Origin of the sequence: Acinetobacter sp. CFCC 10889 (genome assembly GCF_003268395.1) — a bacterium.
Taxonomy (GTDB): Bacteria; Pseudomonadota; Gammaproteobacteria; order Pseudomonadales; family Moraxellaceae; genus Acinetobacter.
The window spans coordinates 17,741-37,085 of sequence record NZ_LQXQ01000023.1 but is presented as its reverse complement, the minus strand read 5'-3'; the positions used below and the strand labels follow the sequence as shown (position 1 = coordinate 37,085).

Below are 19,345 nucleotides of genomic sequence, written 5' to 3'. Positions count from 1 at the left end.
AAATCAAAAATTAATCACATTTCACTCACAAAAACTTCACCATCTAGCAAAAACATTTTATGATCATTCATAGTGCACAAATTGGATATCAGTAAAAATGTCAAACCCACAAAATTTAAATTATCTGCCTGACATTCTTGGTGCAGGCTTTGAACAAATGACTTTGGATTTTCCTGATGATGATCAAGGTAAAGTGGTTGCCACACTGATCCGAAAAAAAGCCACACAACCGACCAACAAAGCAGTGTTATATATTCATGGCTTTATTGATTATTTTTTTCAAAAAGAAATGGCTGAGCAGTTTAATCAACATGGCTATGATTTTTATGCAGTTGACCTAAGAAAATATGGTCGCTCATATCGCCCACACCAGAAATATTATTATGTAAAAAACCTCAATGAATACGATGCTGAAATCCACCAAGCCCTTGATATTATTGCATCTGAGCAACATGACAGCATCGTGTTAGCAGGACATTCGACAGGCGGACTGATTGCCACACTTTTTGCAGCGCACAACCTTGATCACCCTACAATCAAAGCGCTATGGTGCAATAGTCCATTTTATGACTTTAATATGAATATTTTAAAGAAAAAACTCGCACTGCCTCGTTTAAGCAAACTTGGGCAAAAATTCCCAAATATTAAATTTCCAAGCGATTTAAATAAAAACTATGTACCAAGCCTACATAAAGATTTGTCGGGAGAATGGGATTTTAATCTGACATGGAAACCGACCAAATATGCAAAAGTATATTTAAGTTTTGTACATGCCATTTTTGAAGCACAGAAAGAAATCCATGCAGGTGCAAAAATCAATGTACCAGCCTTGATCATGTGTTCACATCAAACCAAAAATCCTAAAAAAATGAACCGAGCTGCTAAGACCAGTGACATTATTTTAGACGTTAAAGATATTGAAAAGTATGCAAATAAATTACAAGGTGATGTCAGTGTCATTCCAATTAAAAATGGATTACATGATTTAGTGTTGTCAGCATCACCTGTTCGGATCCAAGTTTATGAAAGTTTATTTCAATGGTTAACACAAAAAATCTGATACTTTAATTTTTTAAATGATTTTATGAGATTTTTAGAAGCTGTGAAAACAGCTTCTTTATTTTGTATTATTTTAAAATTATCTAAAAATTAAATCATTTTTTAATGCTCTTCTCGATATTTTAATAACATCTGATGTGCTGGATGACCCGATGGTGTCAGTTCAATTAAACGCTCTACCGCATCAATCGCTTCAGGAAAATGCGCTAAGTGTTTCAATAAAACATCTGATTCATTGGCTTTAAAAATCGCTTCACTCAAACGAGACTCTAAACAATCACGCCATGCACAGAGAAAAGGACTTTCCGTTTTCGCCAAAAACACTCCTCGACATAACTTTAGTGCAGACTCAGTATAACCTGCATCCAAGGCATTTTCAGCTTGTAAAAAATCTGCCTCAACTTGCGCCAACAAGCGATAAGGACGAGAACCTAACATCCCCCCTAAAATTTCACGTAGCTGTGACATTTCTGCTTTTAACGTCCCCATACTCACTTTACGTTCGCCGTATAAAGCCTGATGTAAACCTTCAAGATTTAGCCCTTGTGGACAGAGTGCCAAAATCGTTAAAATTTCGATCTGGCGTGGTGTCAACACCACAATTTTGCCATTAAATAATACTTGTGGCACAGCAAAAGCACGAATAAATAAATGTTGTTGCTGATAATTTAACAAGGCTGACTGCAAAATAGAGGCACAACGTTCTGCTGCCAACAACCCTAAACTATTGTGATTACTCCATGTCGTAGATAGATCAATCACCCCCAAAACATTTTTGGAATAGGGATCTATTACAGGTGCGGCATAACACACCCAATCATGAATAGAACTCATATAATGTTCATTGGAAAATACACAACTTGACTGCTGTGTTTTTAATGACAATGCCAAAGCATTGGTGCCAACTAAATCTTCTCGCCACTGCCCACCCTCAACAAAGTGAACTCTTTCCGCAGCGTTACGCATTTTGCCACTCGCTGCTGACCATACAATCGTACTGCCTATATCACCCACGGCAATAACCATAGAAGACTGCTCTGCAATATGCTTTAGCTCTTCACCACATTCTGCAAGTGCAACATCTAAACTACTTTTTGCTTTTTCATTTTTTTGATTTTGAATTTGTAAAGGTGCAGCTTCACGATCAACAGGAATTTCTGCCTGTTTTGAACGCTGCCAAGAACTCGCAATACTTTGCCCTAACTGATCGGCTTGGTGCAAAGATAAACTACTACTTTGTCTAAATTTTTCAATTTGTTGACGCTTTTGCATTAAACTTTGCATATTCAACACCCTTTTACATCCATGTAATTATTTACTTACGTGCAACGTGCGATTTTAATTTTGTTGAACCTTAACCACATTGTTTGCAAAATATGCTGTAATGGTCAAGACATTTAATACCAAAGAGTAAGTAAATTTAAAATGTATCTAATTTTCTCAGCACCCACCCTCAAAAGAAAACACTGCTAAAATTTAAAGCATACGCCAAATATTAATTTTTTAACTCCAACCTTTTTCCAACCTTTAATTTCATAAGCTCAAATCATCCAATAAACCGACGAAAAAATTCGTCATCCATGCAACGTTAAAAATAAGTAAAGGGAAATTCTTATGCGCTATGCAGATCCAAATACTGAAGGCTCAAAAATCCAATTTAAAGCTCAATATGAAAACTTTATTGGCGGCAAATGGGTTGCACCTATAAAAGGTGAATATTTTGACAATATCTCTCCAGTTGATGGCAACGTATTTACCAAAGTACCACGTTCTTCTGTTGAGGACATTGAACTTGCACTTGATGCGGCGCATGCAGCCAAAGCAAGTTGGAACAGTTCTTCTCCGACCACTCGTTCAAATATTTTATTAAAAATTGCAGATCGCCTAGAAGAAAATCTTGAACTTCTTGCAGTTGCTGAGACTTGGGACAATGGTAAACCTGTCCGTGAAACGCTTGCAGCAGATATTCCGCTTGCGATTGATCATTTCCGTTACTTTGCTGGCTGTATCCGTGCACAAGAAGGCGGTATTTCTGAGATTGATGAAGATACCATTGCTTACCATTTCCATGAGCCTTTGGGTGTAGTGGGTCAAATCATTCCTTGGAACTTCCCAATTTTGATGGCAACATGGAAACTTGCACCAGCTTTGGCTGCGGGTAACTGTATTGTCTTGAAACCTGCTGAACAAACACCTGCAAGTATTTTAGTTCTCGTTGAATTGATTCAAGACTTGTTACCTGCTGGCGTACTTAACGTAGTCAATGGTTTTGGTATCGAAGTAGGTCGCCCACTTGCTACCAATCCACGTATTGCGAAAATCGCATTTACTGGTTCAACTGCGGTTGGTCAGCAAATCATGCAATATGCGACTGAAAACATCATTCCTGTAACGTTGGAACTTGGCGGTAAATCTCCAAACATCTTCTTTGAAGATATTATGGACAAAGATGATGAATTCCTGGACAAAGCGCTTGAAGGTTTTGCAATGTTTGCATTAAACCAAGGTGAAATTTGTACTTGCCCATCACTGCCTTGGTTCAGGAAAGTATTGCTGACAAATTCCTGGAAATGGCGGTTGAGCGTGTAAAACGTATTAAAACGGGTCACCCACTAGATACAGATACCATGATCGGTGCACAAGCATCTCAAGAGCAACAAGATAAAATCTTGGGTTGTATCGCGACAGGTCGTGCGGAAGGTGCGCAAGTGCTTACCGGCGGTGGCGATCGTCACGAAGTGGGTGAAGGTTTCTATATCGAACCGACCATTTTCAAAGGCAATAACAGCATGAAAATTTTCCAAGAAGAAATTTTTGGACCAGTTTTATCTGTTGCAACCTTCAAAGACTATGATGAAGCAATCAAAATTGCCAATGATACGATTTATGGTCTAGGTGCGGGTGTATGGTCACGTTCTACCCACACGGCTTACCGCGCAGGTCGTGCGATTCAAGCGGGTCGCGTTTGGACGAACTGTTACCACATCTACCCTGCACATGCAGCATTTGGTGGTTATAAGAAGTCTGGTATCGGTCGTGAAAACCACAAAATGATGCTTGATCATTATCAACAAACTAAAAACTTACTTGTAAGCTACTCAACCAAAGCAATGGGCTTCTTCTAAGTTTTAGCTCTAAATTGAGTGTGAATTAAAGCGAACTTCGGTTCGCTTTATTTGTTTTTTACTGCTATAAAATGGACAAATTATACATAAATTGATTCAAATCGCATCATGACCCAACATTTAAATTTTAATTTAGAACAATTCCAACACAACATGAACATTCTGTTAATCAATGATCGTTTTGCCCCAATTAAAAGGCTTAAAATTCAAGATCATTGTTTTAGTTTTTCACGAGGTCATTGTAAGACCACATTATTTTTAGATGCGGAACAAAATGTAGAACGTATCATGATTAAAATAAAACTCATCAATTCTGGCTTTATTTATGTCTTACCTGCGATGATTGCTCAAGCGACCCAAGCACCGATTTCACAAGATGAAACCTCTATACGTATCATGCGCTTGCTGATGAATTTAAACAGTTGCGACCTAACGCAAACTTCTCATATTGTAATCGAAAAAATCAAGTACATTGCTTCAAGGGATACGGAACAAAATTACATCCTAAATATTTATCCTGTGTCTGTTAATTCAGACCAAATATCTTCATAACCGTCATCATCAATAATAAAATTGAAACCATGATCAAGTGCAAGATAGGGCAAAACTTGGGGCAATAATTGATCTAAGTGTGATGCATGTATAGGTTGAAAATTATCAGCATCAGAATATTCACCACAATGAATAAACCATGTGATATTTTCATCCTGTTCAGGAATGATACGAGTGGCATAAATCGGTTGCTGACCAAGTGTCTGTAACGCTATCGCAACCATTTCAGAATCGTTGATCGCTCTATAGACAGATTGATATTTTTCACATATTTGTTTTTGTAAATCAATTAAATTCATCTTCTAAACCTTCTGCGCAATCTCTATAAACGCCTTCACAATCGGGCTGATCTGCTTTTTATTCTTTACTGCCAAACCGATTGACCGCTTAATATTCGGTGATAATGGCAATTTCTGCACATTGGGAAATAAAGTCATCAATTCCTGATTCAATGCCATATCCGCGACAATCGAAACCCCTGCATGGTTATTCACCATATTAATAATGGTTAAAATCTGCGAAAAATGACACTTAATTTTAGGGCTTAGATTAGCTTTTCTAAACATTTCAGTAACATGACTTTGACTCCCTGCCGAAGTCATTAAAAATGGATGCTCAACAAGCTCAGCTAAACTCACAGCACTCTTTTTCGATAATGGATATGATTTAGGAATCAAAGCCACAAAAATATCATTCATCACCGAAAAGGTATCAAAGCGCTCATCAGGCAACACCACAAAACCCACATCAATACTGCGCTCCTGAATCCATTGTGCAATATCTTTGTCTGTACCCTCTTTGATAAATACTTCAATATTGGGATATTCAATGCTAAATTTTTCTAAAATCAGTGGAATCAGCACATTGGATGAAGATGCACCAAAAGAACCTATACGCAATGTACCTGAATGAAAACCACGAATATCCGAAATTTCTTGTTTTAATTGATTGGAAATATTAAGAATTTCCTGCACATATAACAACAGACGAGTGCCCGCTTCAGTGAGTTCCACTTCGTTATGATCACGATGGAATAAGGTCACTGCCCAATCTTGTTCCAAACTTTTAATTGCATGAGAAATCGCAGATTGTGAAATTTGCAAATGATGTGCCACGACTGTAAAACTTTTCTGCTCTGCCAAAAGCGCAAAAATACTTAATTGGGTAAAAGTCATGCACACACTACTCATGAGTAAAAACTCATTTTACCATGAAGTATTATTAGGAATATCCTATATTCAAATTCAGCTATCAATTGTCACAAATGAATTGTTTCAGCCCAATTCAGTAAGGATCAGGCACCGCACATGTTACAAATGATCAATATTCTATTTTCACCGATTGCACTGATTGCCTTGGGATTCTACCTATTCCAATCACGTACTTTGGATGAAAAATTTTGGAATGGTGCTGAGAAGCTGAATTATTATGTACTGTTTCCCTCATTGCTGTTCAGTTCGTTGGCGAGTGCCAATATGCACATGGGACACCTCGACAGCATTTTGATGGTGATCTTTGCAATGATGGCGATCATCATTGTCAGTACCTATGGTTTTGCCAAGCTGAATAAAAGCCCTGATGCACATTTCGGAGTGTATATCCAAAGTCTGATTCGTTTTAATACCTATATTGGGCTTTCAATTGCAACCACACTGCCCAATCCTGAAATTAAAAGCATTTTGGTCAATATTTTGGCAATCGCCATTCCTTTTGTAAATGTGGTGTCCATTCTTTCACTGACACCGAAAAATCAGTTAAATATTAAAAACATTGCGATTTCATTGATCAAAAACCCTTTGATCAATTCCTGTATTCTAGGCATTGCATTTAACTTATTACAGATTCCGATTTGGACGGGTTTCCAAAGTTTATTACAGGCATTTTCAAGTAGCAGTCTAATGTTAGGCTTACTGTGTGTGGGTACAGCAATTCAATTCAAAGGCATGCAAGCTTATTTCAAAACAGCATTCATCATTAGCTTGGCAAGATTGTGTATCATTCCAATCGTGACATTTATCGTATTGCAATTTTTTGATCTGAATTACGCAGCAGTCATCGCGATCATGATTTTCTTTTCGATTCCAACAGCTTCCGCTGCTTATATCTTAACTAAACTGCTCAATGGTGATTATCAGTTAATGGCAGCTGTGATCAGCTTACAAACCATATTATCTGTAGTGACTTTGGCGATCATGTTGGCTTTGCTTCAAAGTTATTATTTTTAAAACTGATTCCACAGCTTACTCATTCATACACATGATAAATTAATATTGTTATCGAAAATTTTAGATTCAAAGCATATCCAAAAGAATATCGGAAGTTCCTTCTCCCTTTGGGAGAAGGCTAGGATGAGGGTTTTTAAATACTATTCCACTGCTTGCAATGCATGCTCAACAAAATGTAAATGATCAACACCCCAAAACATTTCATCCCCCACAAACCAAGTTGGCGCACCGAAAACACCTCGTTCAATCGCTTCTTCAGTCACTTGTTTAAGCTGATTTTTAACTTGATCATCAGCAAGCCAAGCCTGTACCAAATCAATATCAAGTTCCAATGATTGAGCCAATACAACCAATTCGCTCATATCATTTAAATTTTTAGGCTGCCCAAACATTGCATCAAATAAACCCTGCAACACTTTTTGAAAATTTTCAGGCTGATACAGTTGCACGGCTGTAATCAAACGCATCAGGTTCAAGGTATTAATCGGGAAATACGGATTCATTTGCACAGGAATATTCCAAAGTTTTGACCATCTGCCCAAATCAATCATCGAATACCGTGCTTTCGCAGGAACCGCCATCGGACTGCTATTCCCTGTTGCTTTAAAAACACCGCCCAATAACATCGGTTTCCAAATAATTTCTGCTTGATGTTGCGTCGCAATCTGCTGAATACGGTAAAAACCCACATAACTATATGGACTACCAAAATCAAAATAGAATTCCACTTGTTTCATTTTGCTTTCCTTATCATTTAAATCGAATCAATTTCCTTAAATTACTATCTGCTATTACATCGTAATATAAAAAACTTATTAATCTTGATGAATATTGATACGCGATAACGTCATCCGCAACTGTTCGAGGCAGGACTACATCTGATACATACTGTTTTTGCGACGCAATTAATCAATATTTAGTAGCTGACGAGTTTTGCGGTGAGGAGCAACGCTCCGCAAGGTGGTTTTCCTGCGAAGCTTCGCTTCTCATTTTCCGAAAAAAAAGTAGGGCGAGCCGCAGGCTAATCCTGAAATTAAAACTTTTGATATAAGACTCCGTCTAAAACGTTAAATAATTTTAGTTTATAACTTCAGATGCTTACGAAATTTAAATTTTATCATTCAATTAATCATCAAACAGTATCACCACTTTTCAATCCAAGGACGTAAATCCAATTCATGCGTCCATGCATCACGAGGTTGTTGTGCAATATGCCAATAATTTTCCGCAATATGCTCAGGATTTAAAATACCATCCTGATCTTTCTTCTCATATAAATGCGGAAACGTATTTTTAATAAAATCAGTATCAATCGCGCCATCCACCACCACATGCGCCACATGAATATTTTGAGGACCAAGCTCACGTGCCATACTTTGCGCCAAAGCACGAAGCGCATGTTTTGCACCTGCAAATGCCGCAAAATAAGCAGAACCACGCATACCTGCAGTTGCACCTGTAAAAATGATTGTACCTCGTTGACGCGTCACCATTCGTTTAGCCACTTCACGTCCAACAAGGAATGCCGCAAAACATGCCATTTCCCAAATCTTGAAATATTTACGTGCTGTTTCTTCTAAAATACTGCACGGTACATTCGCACCGATATTAAAAACTAAAACATCAATTTCACCAATATTCGCTTCAATCTCTTCAATCAGTTGAATAACCTCTTCTTCCTTTCGTGCATCGGATGCAAAACCATAAGCGACACCGCCGAAGCCCTCTATTTCTTGAATCAAAGGCTGTAACTTATCCGCATTACGGCGTGTCATACAGCTAATATATCCACCTTGTGCAAAACGTTTTGCAATTGCACCACCTGTGGCATCTCCCGCACCAATCACGAGTGCCACTTTATTTCCCTGCTGTTTTAATTCATTCATTATTGTGCTCACTTTAAACGAACAATGCGGTCGTTAAATTACCCACCAATAAAATAACGATCGTTATCATAACGATTACTATGTTATAATTCCCCAACATCGTCAAGCTTAATTTATAATCAAATGATTTAAGCTCATGACAATAATTATATTTATTCCGTTGAATATGTGAGATAGCACAATGCGTTATAAATCAGGCTATAAAGCTGAGAAACGTCAAGAGTTATTGGACATCAGTGGTCAAATTGCCAAAAAAAATGGCTTTAGTGCCACAGGTGTAGACAGTTTTATGAAAGCTGCCGGTGTGACCAGCGGTGCTTTTTATTCTCACTTTTCATCTAAATCTGATTTATTCAAAGCTTTGATTGAAAATGAATTACAACACAGTATTCAAATGTGGCAAGACAATCCACATCAAGACAATGCCGAAGCGTGGATGGACTTTGAACTCAATCGCTACCTGTCAATTTCTCATGTAGATCGCCCTGATCATGGCTGTGTATTGCCGACTTTAGCCAGTGAAGTTGCTCGTTCTGAGATTGACATAAAACAAGTGTATCAAGCTGAACTGCTCCGTGGTCAGTACCTTTTTATGAAACATTTGGGCAGTGAAGAAAAAGCATGGGCAGTCATGTGCCAATTGGTCGGAGCAATACTGATGGCACGTAGCATGACGGATGAATCGATCAAATTGCTGATTTTAGAATCAAGCAAACAGTGTATTAAAGCCATGTTGCAAAAGGCATCATAATTTTATATTTAAGCTCACTATAAACTGCTATAAATATCCTATATTCCTTATAAAACCGTATAAATCATGACTGCTCCAACATCCGCTTTGCCTAAAACGATCTATGCAATTCAACATTTAGCTTTTGAAGATTTGGGTGTTCTTGAAGATACCTTTTATGAACACGATTATCGGGTTCGCTACTTTGAGGCAGGTGTTGATGATTTAAAAAAAGCTTTTGAATTTGAGGGCTTAGTGATTATTTTAGGTGGTCCGATTGGGGTCTATGAAACGACAGACTATCCATTCTTAAATGATGAAATTGCCTATTTAAAACAGCGTTTAGCAAAAAACTTACCCACGATTGGGATTTGTTTGGGTGCACAATTGATTGCCCATGCTTTGGAGGCGAAAGTCTATGCAGGACACCAGAAAGAAATTGGTTGGTCTAAATTAAAGATTCAAAATATTCCAAATAATCCGTTATTGCCTTTGGAAAATACTGAAGTTTTGCATTGGCATGGTGATACTTTTGATTTGCCTGAACATGCTGAATTATTGGCGAGTTCAGAAATCTACCCGAATCAAGCTTTTAGAATCGGACAAAATATTTTAGCGCTGCAATTCCATGTTGAGGTTGCTGCTGACTGTATGGAAAAATGGCTCATTGGTCATACGTGTGAATTACGCAAAGTAGGTTTTGATATTCCACATTTACGTACTCATAATCAGATATTTGCACCATTATTAGAAATCAAAGCACAGCAAATTTTTCAACAATATTTGAAACAACTAGAAGCAAGCAAGTAAATCATGAGGTGGTATTCTAAACTGTATACTAGCTAAATCTGTTGATAAAAGTGAAAATATATAAATTGAATGCTCTGTATTTTCAGTATTTGATAACATTGAAACAATGAGTAAAATATAGCCAGTATACTTTTTTAAATACCACCAACCAAACCAACTATATACCACGCCAATCGACTCGCGCATTACGCTCAGTCATATAAATACGCTGTACATATTGCCCAAGAGGCAGATTAAGCAATTCATTTTTATAATTTTTAACTTCTTCTGACACACTATCCTCAGACTCAACTTCCCAAGGTGTCCCATTTAAAAATAACAATGGAGCAAGCATCGAACAGACTGCAATATCTGCCAAACCTAGGCGATCACCAACCAAATAGCGACATTGATTTTCAATAAGTTTAGCATTGAGCTGTTGCGTAATTTCGTCTATTTTATTTTTAGATTCAGCAACTTTTTCCGCATCTAACTGATAACTTTTTGAAACCAAAGTTTTTAAAATAGGTTTGGAAAATTTTTCAAACTGACGTAAATAACCTTTTTCACCCAACATAATTTCCAAAGGCTCATCACTAGTTGATAGTGCTTGCGCTAAACCCCAACGGCGTACATGCTGCCCTAACGCATTGGAAATTTCATTGATTTCTAAAGCATTTTGGCGTAATTGAGCATCTAAACGAAGCAAAGTATGCTCAGGATATTGTTCATCTAAATACAAAGCAATTTGGGTAGAATCTGCGATCCAGCGTTCGCCATCTTTTAAAATTGGTAATTTATTTTGCCCTGTTTTTAATTGAGCAAATGCACGATGCACCCCTGGTATCATATTTTGTGCTACAAAATCTATTTCTTTATGATCAAGTAACCAACGCGCTTTTTCACAGTAATGCGACAAAGGAAATTGGTAAAGGGTACGCATAAATTCTCCAAATTATTTTTTTAATCAAAGCCTTAGGATAATTCCAAGTGATTACATCTACTTTAACTTTTCACTTGGGAAATTACAATGTACATTTTGTTCAAAAATTCCAATAAAGAGTCAATTTTTATTAAAAAATAGGAGATGTTAAAAAAAATAAGCTGATACTAGATGGATTTTATACATTAAATATCAACTAATTTTAATGTTTATATTAAAAACCAAACATACTTTTGACATTAAAAAGAATGAATATTCATTTACAAAAAATACCAGTTGTAAAAAACTGGTATTTTTTAACGGCAAGATTAATGTCTTTTAAGGCTTTTCAGCATTTGCTAGACGCTGTTCAATCGCATCCAAAACTGCAGGCAGATCAGCAATACTATCAATTACATAATGTGCGCCTGAAGCATTCATTTTTGCATAGGCTTTTTCTTTTAAACGAGCTTGCTCAGTTGCAGAAAGTACAGACCATTCTTCAAAGCTTAAACCGACTTCATTACCACTCACGGCTAAGCCCACTGTCCAACAACCACCATTTAAACCCTCTTCAATACCAACCACTGTGTCATCCACTTTCACCACAGTTTTAATATCTAACACATCCAATTCAATCAAATTTTTCCACAACATCTCAGGATATGGACGACCATGTTTCACATCACTTGCGGTGATAATGCAGTCTGGTACATAACCTTGATCTGCCGCATCTTGTACCAATTGACCAATCATCATCGACGCATAACCTGTATTACTGCCAATTTTTGCACCGCGCGCACGAATATCTGCAAATGCCTCTAATGCACCCGGAATCAACTTCGAACAGGTTGGAATGGTTTTTAATTGATACGGAATAAAGTCTTGATACAAACGGTCAATGTCTGCAACAGTCACTTCCGCACCATGTGCTTGTTTCCATGCCTCTGCAACACGTGACATTTTTAACACAGCTGCAATGTGATCACGTTTTTCTAAACCCATTGGCGCACGTGCTTCTTCAATTGAAATTTCAACTTTGTTATCTGCAAATAACGCCATGAATGCCAAAATTGGTGCACGTGAACCAAAGTCTACTGTCGTACCTGCCCAATCGAAAACAACTGCTTGTAATGCTGAATGTGAAATGTTCATAAGTTTGTCCTAAAAGTTTGTGTATTAAATTGATATATAAATAAATTGTGAAAATAAAATTAAGCCTGACAATATTGCTCAATCGCTGTTAAAAGTCGTTCAATATCATCCAAATAAACCTCACCGATATTGCCAATACGGAAACAATTTAAATCGGTGACTTTGCCGGGATAGATCACAAAACCTGCTTGTTTCAGATTTTCATACAAGGCTTGGAAGTTAAAATCGGCTTCATTTGGATAAAGGAATGTGGTGATAATTGGAGATTGCGGTGTGTTTTGATCTAAGACCATTTCAAAACCAAGTGCTTGCATGCCTGTCGCTAGGCGTTGCTGATTATGCAAATAACGCTGATAACGTACAGTAACACCGCCCTCTTGTTCCAACTCGAGCAAGGCTTGATAAAATGCACGTACCACATGGGTTGGTGAGGTGAAACGCCATTTACCACCCTGCTGTTCCATCGTGTTCCATTGGTCATAAAGGTCTAGACTGACTGAACGTGCCAAACCCTTGCATGCCTGTAATTGCTCTCGTTTTGCCAAAATAAAACCAAAACCCGGTACACCTTGAATGCATTTATTGGCACTTGAAATCAGGAAATCTATTTCAAGTTCTGCAATGTCCATTGGCACACCGCCAAAAGAACTCATTGCATCGACGATCCATACTTTATTTTTCGCTTTGACAATGCGTCCAATCTCTTGAATTGGATTCAACAAACCTGTTGTGGTTTCGCAATGCACACATGACACATGGCTAATACTTTCATCTTCAAGCGCTTTTTCAATATCTGCAAGTTGAGGAGTTTGCATTTCAGGATAGCGTAATTCCACCACATCAATGTTCAGGCAACGTGCCATTTGCACCATGCGCGCACCATAAGCACCGTTATTGATGATTAAAATTTTGCCATCTTTGGGAATCGCAGAACCTAAGACGGATTCAACAGAAAAACTGCCACTACCTTGCATCAACACCGCACTATATTGCTCAGGTTGTGCTGTCGCCATAGCCACCAAACGACTGCGAATATCCTGAACCAAAGCATTATATTCTTTGTCCCACGTACACCAATCACGTTGCATCACACGGCGCACAGTTGTCGAAGTCGACAAGGGGCCCGGTGTCAGCAATAAGTATTTATTCTCAAGTTCATTGTTCATTTGATTTGCAATTTCGTTTTCAAGTTCAATTTTTGCGTTCATTTCGCCTAACCTTTGTTCAATTTTGTACAGTATAAATCAATGTGGTTTAAACCAGATTAAAAAATATAATTTTCTAACATTTCTTTCATAAAACCTGCGCCTGTGGTCATGCCCTTTCCTGCAATTGCACTGACAAGGAAAATATTACGTTCAGCTTCCGTTACGCATGCCAACTCAGTTGGATGGGTCAGGTAATAACCATTCCAACGAGCTTCAACTTCAGGAAGTTGCAAGCCAATGTTTTCTTTGCAATATTGCAAAATAAATTGGTTAATTTCTTCACGTTGATTAAATTGTGGTACATCTTCAATTGGATAATATTCATGGCTATCGCCCAAAATAATTTGTCCAAATTGATTTTGTTTAATCAGAATATGAATGCCGTATTTTTCAACCAAACCGATTTGTGATTCGTTGCGTAGGTCTTGATGGCTTGGGCAAATTTCAAAAGCAGGATAACGAGAGATCGACAAACCTGAATAAATCGACGCATTGAGATTCACGTTGAGTGGTTTGGTCAGTGTCATTTGTAAGGCACAACGCAATAAGCCTTTTTGTTGCAAGAGATCGGGATAGAGCAATTGCGTCACTTCACCATGACAAATCAGAACTTTATTTGCCGTGAAGGTTTGCCCTGTTGCTAAGTGAATACGTGCCATGTCTTGGCTTGACTGTGTTTGTACCACGCATGCATTGCACTGAATTTCCACGCCAATTTTTTCAGCATATTGCAATAAACGCTGACCGGCCAAATGTGGCTCAACGGAATAATCTTCATGGAATACCATGCCACCACGAAGTGCCGCTTCAGGGGTTAAATAATCATATTGATCAAATAGTTGTGATTTTGATAATAAACTCACAGGAATCTGATAATCAGGTGCAGCTTGAGCAAACTCGTTTAACACTTGCCATTCAAGTTCTGTATTTGCCACATACAAGCCATTACGCTGTTGAAATGAAATATCGGTGTGTGCTTGAATTCGTTGATAAAATTCACGGGTTGCCAAAGCATATTCACGCCATTTCGCATCGGGACGACTGAGTGTTGATGTTCCAACCATGCCAAAGTTACGGCGCGTTGCACCGACAGCTTGTGCATCTTTTTCAAAGACTTGCACTTTTAATCCTTGCTCTGCTGCTTGGATTGCTGCGGATAATCCTAAAATCCCTGCACCGACAATAATTAAGTCAAATTGTGCTGTATTCATGCTACTTTTCTACCTTATTTACTTTTTTCAGGACGCAAAATCCCGAGCGCCTGAAAACAAGCGTTTAATTCAAATGGTTTAAAAATTTAAAAGTTAATGTTGAATGATCAATCTGTTATCAATGGTTTATGAATGGGTCTGCTCACGCCATCGTTGGCTTGATGCCATCATTTTTCGAGTCAGCAACCAATGCAGCAACTTGACGGCACATGATGTCAGTAAAATCAAAATACTCATGGCAACCGCAGCCACGGTATCGCCTGCATCATCCATATTTAGCACTGCCACCGACGCTAAATTGGTATCAGGTGAGTAAAGGAAAATCGCAGCGGAAACCGTAGTCATGGCATTGACAAATAAATACACCGACACATCGCATAGCGCAGGAAAGGTTAAAGGTAAATAGACTTTGCGAAACATGGTCCAATGTGAAGTCCCCAAACTTTGCGCTGCATGATCAAGTTGATTCGGGATCTGTTGAATCGCATGAGTCAGCGTCATATGTGGCACAGTGTAATAATGGATAATGGTCGAAATCACCAACAGCGTCATCGTACCGTACAGCAAAGACACAGGGTTTTGCGGTGCATTGAAGAACAAGATATAAGCAATACCCAATACTAATCCCGGTACTGCTAAAGGCAATAATACCAAGACTTGCACATAATTTTTCAGCAAAGGATGTGCTTTAAAACGAGTGCTGAATAAGGCAATGATGAAGATTAAAATCGTTCCAAAAACAGTGCTAAACAAAGCCAATTTGATCGAGTTAAAATAGCTTGCCCAACCGCCACCATCGACATAGTCAAAGCGATAATGATTGAACGTCAGTGACAAATCATAAGGCCAATAGCGAATGAATGAGGCAAGAATCGCAGTGATGATGATCAGTAAAATACCACCTGAAATTACACCACAAAATACGGTTAAGGCTTTTTCAATGCGAGGATTGGCACGTAGACGATAAGGCTGAATTTGGAAATTTTGATAACGTTCCTGACGACGACTTTGATAACGATCAAAGATAAATGCCAACACCGCAGGACATAGCAACAAGATCGAAATCACAGCACCCATATTCATATTTTGCTGACCAATAATCTGCTTATACACATCCAATGCCATCATATTGAATGAGCCACCAATCACTTTGGGAATCCCGAAATCGGTAATGACGTAGGTAAATGCCACCAAACAGGCACTGACTAAACCGTAGCGAATCGCAGGAAATGTCACTGCCCAATGGGTTTCTAAAGTATTTTTTCCTAAGGCATGTGAAGCTTCAATCAAGCGTTGATCTATATGACGAAATGCGCCCATCATTAACATCACCATAGCCGGAAACAGCCAAAAGCAATAACTGATCAGAATGCCGAGCGGTCCATAAATCTGCACCTCGCCCATGATGCCCTTGAACACGCCTTGCTGACCAAACAAATAGACCAATGCCAAAGAAGGCAATATCGAAGGTGCAAGAATCGGTAAAAATGCCACAGCTTTAAAGAAAGCTTTGCCTCGAATATTGCAATTGGTCAATGCAAAAGCATAAACACTTGCCAAGCTGACCGTGATCAACATCGCTGTAATGGCAATCCACATCGAATTGAAAATGGATGAGATCAAAGCAGGATTGGAAAAATAAGCGGCAAAATTTTCAAAACCAACAAACTGATGCTGTTCATTTAAAAATGCGCTTTGCATCAACACCATTAAAGGTGCGATCAAACTCAACGTTAATAGAATCGCTGCAACAAATAACACTGCACTTGAACGCAATGAATAACGAGAACGATGCGCTGTCTGCGTTTTTAATAAGGCATCGGCAGCAGATTGATTTAACATCTCGCATGCCCTCGTGCATCAAATACATGCAAAGCACGAATTGGCACTTGTAAAACCATGTCATCTTGTACAATCGTCATCTGTTGATGATCGACATCGACTTGTAAAACATGCTCATCTGAAACATTGCCATCCGAAACACTGCCATCTGATGCATTTTGATTTTGAATCACACAAAATAAACGGCGTTTTGCACCCAAAAACTCAGTATTGACAATACGAACGGCTAAATTTAAATATTCATTCGATGGTTGATTTTCATTCACAAGTTTGACATTTTCAGGGCGAAAAGCGATTTCGAATTGCTCATCTTTGGCAAATGTTAAATGCGGAAATTCAATCTGTGATTGCTCATCCATTTTCAAATGATGTGCATCGACAGCCACCGTCTGCATAAAATTCATCGAACCGATAAACTGCGCCACGAAACGTGTTTGCGGTTTATAATAAATATTATGTGGCGTATCGAGTTGCTCAATCACACCTTTATTCATCACCGCAACACGATCAGAAATGCTCAAAGCTTCTTCCTGATCATGCGTGACCATGATCGCAGGCAGATTCAACTGACGCTGAATATTGCGAATTTTCTGACGCAAATTTAAACGCACCAAAGCATCTAAAGCGGATAAAGGCTCATCCAAAAGTAAAATATCAGGATTCGGCGCAATCGCACGGGCTAAAGCCACACGCTGTTGCTGACCACCTGACAATTGATTGGGATATTTTTCTGCAATGTTCGGCAATTCAATCAGGTGCAATAATTCATTCACACGATATTGAATCTCTTGTGTTGTCCAATCTTTCTTATGCAAACCAAATGCAATATTTTCCGCCACGGTTAAATTCGGAAAAAGTGCATAGTTTTGAAATACGATGCCACATTTACGTTTTGCTGTATTGAAATGAGTAATATCAATCTCTTGCTTAATCACCTTGCCATAATCAGGCTGTTCAAGCCCTGCAATGATGCGTAGCAAGGTGGTTTTTCCACAACCCGATGGACCTAAAAAGCTGACAAACTCACCTGCTTTGAGGTCAAGATTAATATGTTCCAATACCCGACTTGAACCAAATGATTTTTGAATATCAATCGCTTCGAGTAAAGTTTTAGATTCTGCCATTTTAAATGTTCTTAAGGTTGAGAGCAGATGCCCTGCCGAATTTGGCATGGCTTGCCCTGTCCTGCTATTTTGTAAATGCGATGGAATTTGCATGTTGCACCTGATTTTTAATGCTTAATTTGGAATATCTTGTTGAAAATCATTTGTTTTAAATAAATCGTTTTGAATAATTAATTCTGAATGATTCATTACTTTTCAAATAGTGCTGACCATTGTTTTAAAATTGATTCACGCTGCTCGGCTGCCCAATAAAAATCATTTTTCACCAACTGCTGTGACAAATTTTTCGGGAAGTCTGCATTTTTGCTCTGTACGTTTTGATGCGCCACCATTGAGAAGTTTTGTGCATAAGCCTCATTGGCTGCTTGGCTGACTGTCCAATCAATAAACTTTTCTGCGCTACTGAGTTTTTTCGTGCCTTTGACAATCGCCGAGGCTTCCATTTCCCAACCTAAGCCTTCTTTCGGATAGACAATTTCTAAAGGTGCACCACGAGATTTAAGTTTAAATCCCGGATAACCAAATGAAATGCCAATGACCGTTTCTCCTTGCGCTGCCATCTTGCAAGGCTTCGAGCCTGAATGCACATATTGAGAAATGTTTTGATCAAGTGCCTGCATATATTGCCAAGCTTGCTTTTCACCAAAAATCTGCACCCAAGCCGTGACATCCAAATAACCCGTGCCACTCGATGCAGGATTTGGCATCACGATTAAACCTTTGTAAATCGGTTTAGTCAGGTCTTGCCATGTTTGCGGGATCGGTAATTTTTTCTTTTCAAGTTCTACTTTATTAACACAGACAGCCGACTCCCAAGCGGTCATCCCTGTCCATGTCGGAATGTCTTTTTGGCTATAAAAGTCAGTTTTCAGTTGTTCAACATTTTTTGGACGATATGGCTGTAATAAGTCATTTTTTTCCATGACCAATAAACTCGTCAACGCCAAGCCCATTACCACATCGGCTTGTGGATTTTTTTGTTCGGCTAATAATTTCGCAGTGATCACACCTGTCGAATCACGTACCCATTTTACTTTTAATTCAGGATGCGCTTTGCGTAATTCCCATTGATAACGCTTCAGTTGATCCGCTTCTACGGCGGTATAAACCGTGATTTGCTCAACATCGTTTGAAGTTGAAGATGTGGTACATGCGGCACTGACGCAAGCCAATACAATACTTGTGCCAATTGCGAGGAGCTTCTTTTGCTGCTGTTTTAAATACGGGCTCATGGTGACATTCCTAACGAATGCTGCTTCTTGATAAGCTGTATTTCAACAAAAGTTTGTGACAGTTTAATTAATCTGGTTTAAACCAGATTGATTATTTTATCCGTTTTTCTAATTAAATTCCTCTCGAAATTTGATACGCGGAAACGTCCTTCGCAACTGTTTGAGGCAAGACTACATAATTAAGTTAATGTTTCTACGACATAATTAATCAATATTCGGTAGTTGACGAGTTTTGCGAAGGACAATGGTTTTGCCTACTTTTCCCAAAAGAAAAGTAGGTCGAGC

The 19,345-nt window shown here is 38.5% G+C and carries 17 protein-coding genes and 1 pseudogene; 6 read left to right on the top strand and 12 right to left on the bottom strand.

The features are described 5' to 3' along the window. Positions 1–97 precede the first annotated feature (97 nt). Positions 98–1,060: an alpha/beta hydrolase gene (locus AVJ19_RS10525; protein ID WP_111859667.1), complete on the top strand. Its 963-nt coding sequence runs from the start codon at positions 98–100 to the stop codon at positions 1,058–1,060. Positions 1,061–1,161: 101 nt separating this feature from the next. Here AVJ19_RS10525 and AVJ19_RS10520 read toward each other — a convergent pair whose 3' ends face one another. Next, complete coding sequence (locus AVJ19_RS10520) at positions 1,162–2,343, bottom strand: transcriptional regulator (protein ID WP_416240580.1); 1,182 nt, start codon at positions 2,341–2,343, stop codon at positions 1,162–1,164. 330 nt (positions 2,344–2,673) lie between these two features. Here AVJ19_RS10520 and AVJ19_RS10515 point away from each other — a divergent pair. After that, positions 2,674–4,184, top strand: a pseudogene (locus AVJ19_RS10515) (aldehyde dehydrogenase family protein). 108 nt (positions 4,185–4,292) lie between these two features. Beyond that, positions 4,293–4,736 (top strand): hypothetical protein, encoded by a 444-nt coding sequence (locus tag AVJ19_RS10510; protein WP_111859665.1) that lies wholly within the window; start codon positions 4,293–4,295, stop codon positions 4,734–4,736. Here the strand turns inward: AVJ19_RS10510 and AVJ19_RS10505 are convergent. Both AVJ19_RS10505 and AVJ19_RS10500 read right to left on the bottom strand, forming a co-directional pair. Then, complete coding sequence (locus tag AVJ19_RS10505; RefSeq protein ID WP_111859664.1) at positions 4,697–5,035, bottom strand: hypothetical protein; 339 nt, start codon at positions 5,033–5,035, stop codon at positions 4,697–4,699. The genes AVJ19_RS10510 and AVJ19_RS10505 overlap by 40 nt on opposite strands. Positions 5,036–5,038: 3 nt before the next feature. Beyond that, positions 5,039–5,911, bottom strand: a complete 873-nt coding sequence (locus AVJ19_RS10500; RefSeq protein WP_162626586.1) for a LysR family transcriptional regulator — start codon at positions 5,909–5,911, stop codon at positions 5,039–5,041. Between the two features lie 132 nt (positions 5,912–6,043). On the opposite strand from AVJ19_RS10500, the gene AVJ19_RS10495 reads away from it, so the two are divergent. Next, positions 6,044–6,961, top strand: coding sequence for an AEC family transporter (locus AVJ19_RS10495; protein ID WP_111859662.1), 918 nt, complete (start codon positions 6,044–6,046; stop codon positions 6,959–6,961). 140 nt (positions 6,962–7,101) lie between these two features. On the opposite strand, the gene AVJ19_RS10490 is transcribed toward AVJ19_RS10495, so the two are convergent. After that, the gene (locus tag AVJ19_RS10490) at positions 7,102–7,698 is read right to left on the bottom strand and encodes a 2-hydroxychromene-2-carboxylate isomerase (RefSeq protein ID WP_111859661.1); all 597 of its coding nucleotides are present in this window, start codon (positions 7,696–7,698) and stop codon (positions 7,102–7,104) included. A gap of 405 nt (positions 7,699–8,103) precedes the next feature. Next, positions 8,104–8,847 carry an SDR family oxidoreductase gene (locus tag AVJ19_RS10485; RefSeq protein WP_068976150.1) on the bottom strand — a complete coding sequence of 248 codons (744 nt, stop codon included), beginning with the start codon at positions 8,845–8,847 and terminating at the stop codon, positions 8,104–8,106. A gap of 181 nt (positions 8,848–9,028) precedes the next feature. On the opposite strand from AVJ19_RS10485, the gene AVJ19_RS10480 reads away from it, so the two are divergent. Both AVJ19_RS10480 and AVJ19_RS10475 read left to right on the top strand, forming a co-directional pair. Beyond that, the gene (locus AVJ19_RS10480; protein ID WP_111859660.1) at positions 9,029–9,598 is read left to right on the top strand and encodes a TetR/AcrR family transcriptional regulator; all 570 of its coding nucleotides are present in this window, start codon (positions 9,029–9,031) and stop codon (positions 9,596–9,598) included. 66 nt (positions 9,599–9,664) lie between these two features. Further along, positions 9,665–10,387, top strand: a complete 723-nt coding sequence (locus AVJ19_RS10475) for a glutamine amidotransferase (RefSeq protein WP_111859659.1) — start codon at positions 9,665–9,667, stop codon at positions 10,385–10,387. 157 nt (positions 10,388–10,544) lie between these two features. Here AVJ19_RS10475 and AVJ19_RS10470 read toward each other — a convergent pair whose 3' ends face one another. From AVJ19_RS10470 to AVJ19_RS10440, 7 genes are all read right to left on the bottom strand, one after another. Then, positions 10,545–11,309, bottom strand: coding sequence for a glutathione S-transferase family protein (locus tag AVJ19_RS10470; RefSeq protein WP_111859658.1), 765 nt, complete (start codon positions 11,307–11,309; stop codon positions 10,545–10,547). 318 nt (positions 11,310–11,627) lie between these two features. After that, positions 11,628–12,443 carry a phosphonoacetaldehyde hydrolase gene (gene phnX, locus AVJ19_RS10465; RefSeq protein ID WP_111859657.1) on the bottom strand — a complete coding sequence of 272 codons (816 nt, stop codon included), beginning with the start codon at positions 12,441–12,443 and terminating at the stop codon, positions 11,628–11,630. 59 nt (positions 12,444–12,502) lie between these two features. Continuing rightward, on the bottom strand, positions 12,503–13,651 hold the full coding sequence (gene phnW / locus AVJ19_RS10460) for a 2-aminoethylphosphonate--pyruvate transaminase (protein ID WP_111859655.1): 1,149 nt from the start codon (positions 13,649–13,651) through the stop codon (positions 12,503–12,505). 56 nt (positions 13,652–13,707) lie between these two features. Further along, a complete protein-coding gene (locus AVJ19_RS10455; protein ID WP_111859654.1) occupies positions 13,708–14,862 on the bottom strand; it encodes a TIGR03364 family FAD-dependent oxidoreductase in 1,155 nt (384 codons plus the stop codon). A 126-nt stretch (positions 14,863–14,988) separates the two neighbouring features. Then, positions 14,989–16,704, bottom strand: a complete 1,716-nt coding sequence (locus tag AVJ19_RS10450; protein WP_111859653.1) for a putative 2-aminoethylphosphonate ABC transporter permease subunit — start codon at positions 16,702–16,704, stop codon at positions 14,989–14,991. Continuing rightward, positions 16,698–17,921: an ABC transporter ATP-binding protein gene (locus AVJ19_RS10445; RefSeq protein ID WP_111859652.1), complete on the bottom strand. Its 1,224-nt coding sequence runs from the start codon at positions 17,919–17,921 to the stop codon at positions 16,698–16,700. Before AVJ19_RS10445 ends, AVJ19_RS10450 begins: the two co-directional genes overlap by 7 nt. A 95-nt stretch (positions 17,922–18,016) precedes the next feature. Further along, positions 18,017–19,060, bottom strand: coding sequence for a putative 2-aminoethylphosphonate ABC transporter substrate-binding protein (locus AVJ19_RS10440; protein ID WP_111859650.1), 1,044 nt, complete (start codon positions 19,058–19,060; stop codon positions 18,017–18,019). Between the last annotated feature and the right edge of the window lie 285 nt (positions 19,061–19,345).

What these genes read in the sequence shown, in the direction of transcription:
- AVJ19_RS10525 (WP_111859667.1), top strand. Translation starts at nt 98, where the DNA reads ATGTCAAACCCACAAAATTTAAATTATCTGCCTGACATTCTTGGTGCA.
- AVJ19_RS10520 (WP_416240580.1), bottom strand. Translation starts at nt 2,343, where the DNA reads ATGCAAAGTTTAATGCAAAAGCGTCAACAAATTGAAAAATTTAGACAA.
- AVJ19_RS10510 (WP_111859665.1), top strand. Translation starts at nt 4,293, where the DNA reads ATGACCCAACATTTAAATTTTAATTTAGAACAATTCCAACACAACATG.
- AVJ19_RS10505 (WP_111859664.1), bottom strand. Translation starts at nt 5,035, where the DNA reads ATGAATTTAATTGATTTACAAAAACAAATATGTGAAAAATATCAATCT.
- AVJ19_RS10500 (WP_162626586.1), bottom strand. Translation starts at nt 5,911, where the DNA reads ATGACTTTTACCCAATTAAGTATTTTTGCGCTTTTGGCAGAGCAGAAA.
- AVJ19_RS10495 (WP_111859662.1), top strand. Translation starts at nt 6,044, where the DNA reads ATGTTACAAATGATCAATATTCTATTTTCACCGATTGCACTGATTGCC.
- AVJ19_RS10490 (WP_111859661.1), bottom strand. Translation starts at nt 7,698, where the DNA reads ATGAAACAAGTGGAATTCTATTTTGATTTTGGTAGTCCATATAGTTAT.
- AVJ19_RS10485 (WP_068976150.1), bottom strand. Translation starts at nt 8,847, where the DNA reads ATGAATGAATTAAAACAGCAGGGAAATAAAGTGGCACTCGTGATTGGT.
- AVJ19_RS10480 (WP_111859660.1), top strand. Translation starts at nt 9,029, where the DNA reads ATGCGTTATAAATCAGGCTATAAAGCTGAGAAACGTCAAGAGTTATTG.
- AVJ19_RS10475 (WP_111859659.1), top strand. Translation starts at nt 9,665, where the DNA reads ATGACTGCTCCAACATCCGCTTTGCCTAAAACGATCTATGCAATTCAA.
- AVJ19_RS10470 (WP_111859658.1), bottom strand. Translation starts at nt 11,309, where the DNA reads ATGCGTACCCTTTACCAATTTCCTTTGTCGCATTACTGTGAAAAAGCG.
- phnX (WP_111859657.1), bottom strand. Translation starts at nt 12,443, where the DNA reads ATGAACATTTCACATTCAGCATTACAAGCAGTTGTTTTCGATTGGGCA.
- phnW (WP_111859655.1), bottom strand. Translation starts at nt 13,651, where the DNA reads ATGAACGCAAAAATTGAACTTGAAAACGAAATTGCAAATCAAATGAAC.
- AVJ19_RS10455 (WP_111859654.1), bottom strand. Translation starts at nt 14,862, where the DNA reads ATGAATACAGCACAATTTGACTTAATTATTGTCGGTGCAGGGATTTTA.
- AVJ19_RS10450 (WP_111859653.1), bottom strand. Translation starts at nt 16,704, where the DNA reads ATGTTAAATCAATCTGCTGCCGATGCCTTATTAAAAACGCAGACAGCG.
- AVJ19_RS10445 (WP_111859652.1), bottom strand. Translation starts at nt 17,921, where the DNA reads ATGCAAATTCCATCGCATTTACAAAATAGCAGGACAGGGCAAGCCATG.
- AVJ19_RS10440 (WP_111859650.1), bottom strand. Translation starts at nt 19,060, where the DNA reads ATGAGCCCGTATTTAAAACAGCAGCAAAAGAAGCTCCTCGCAATTGGC.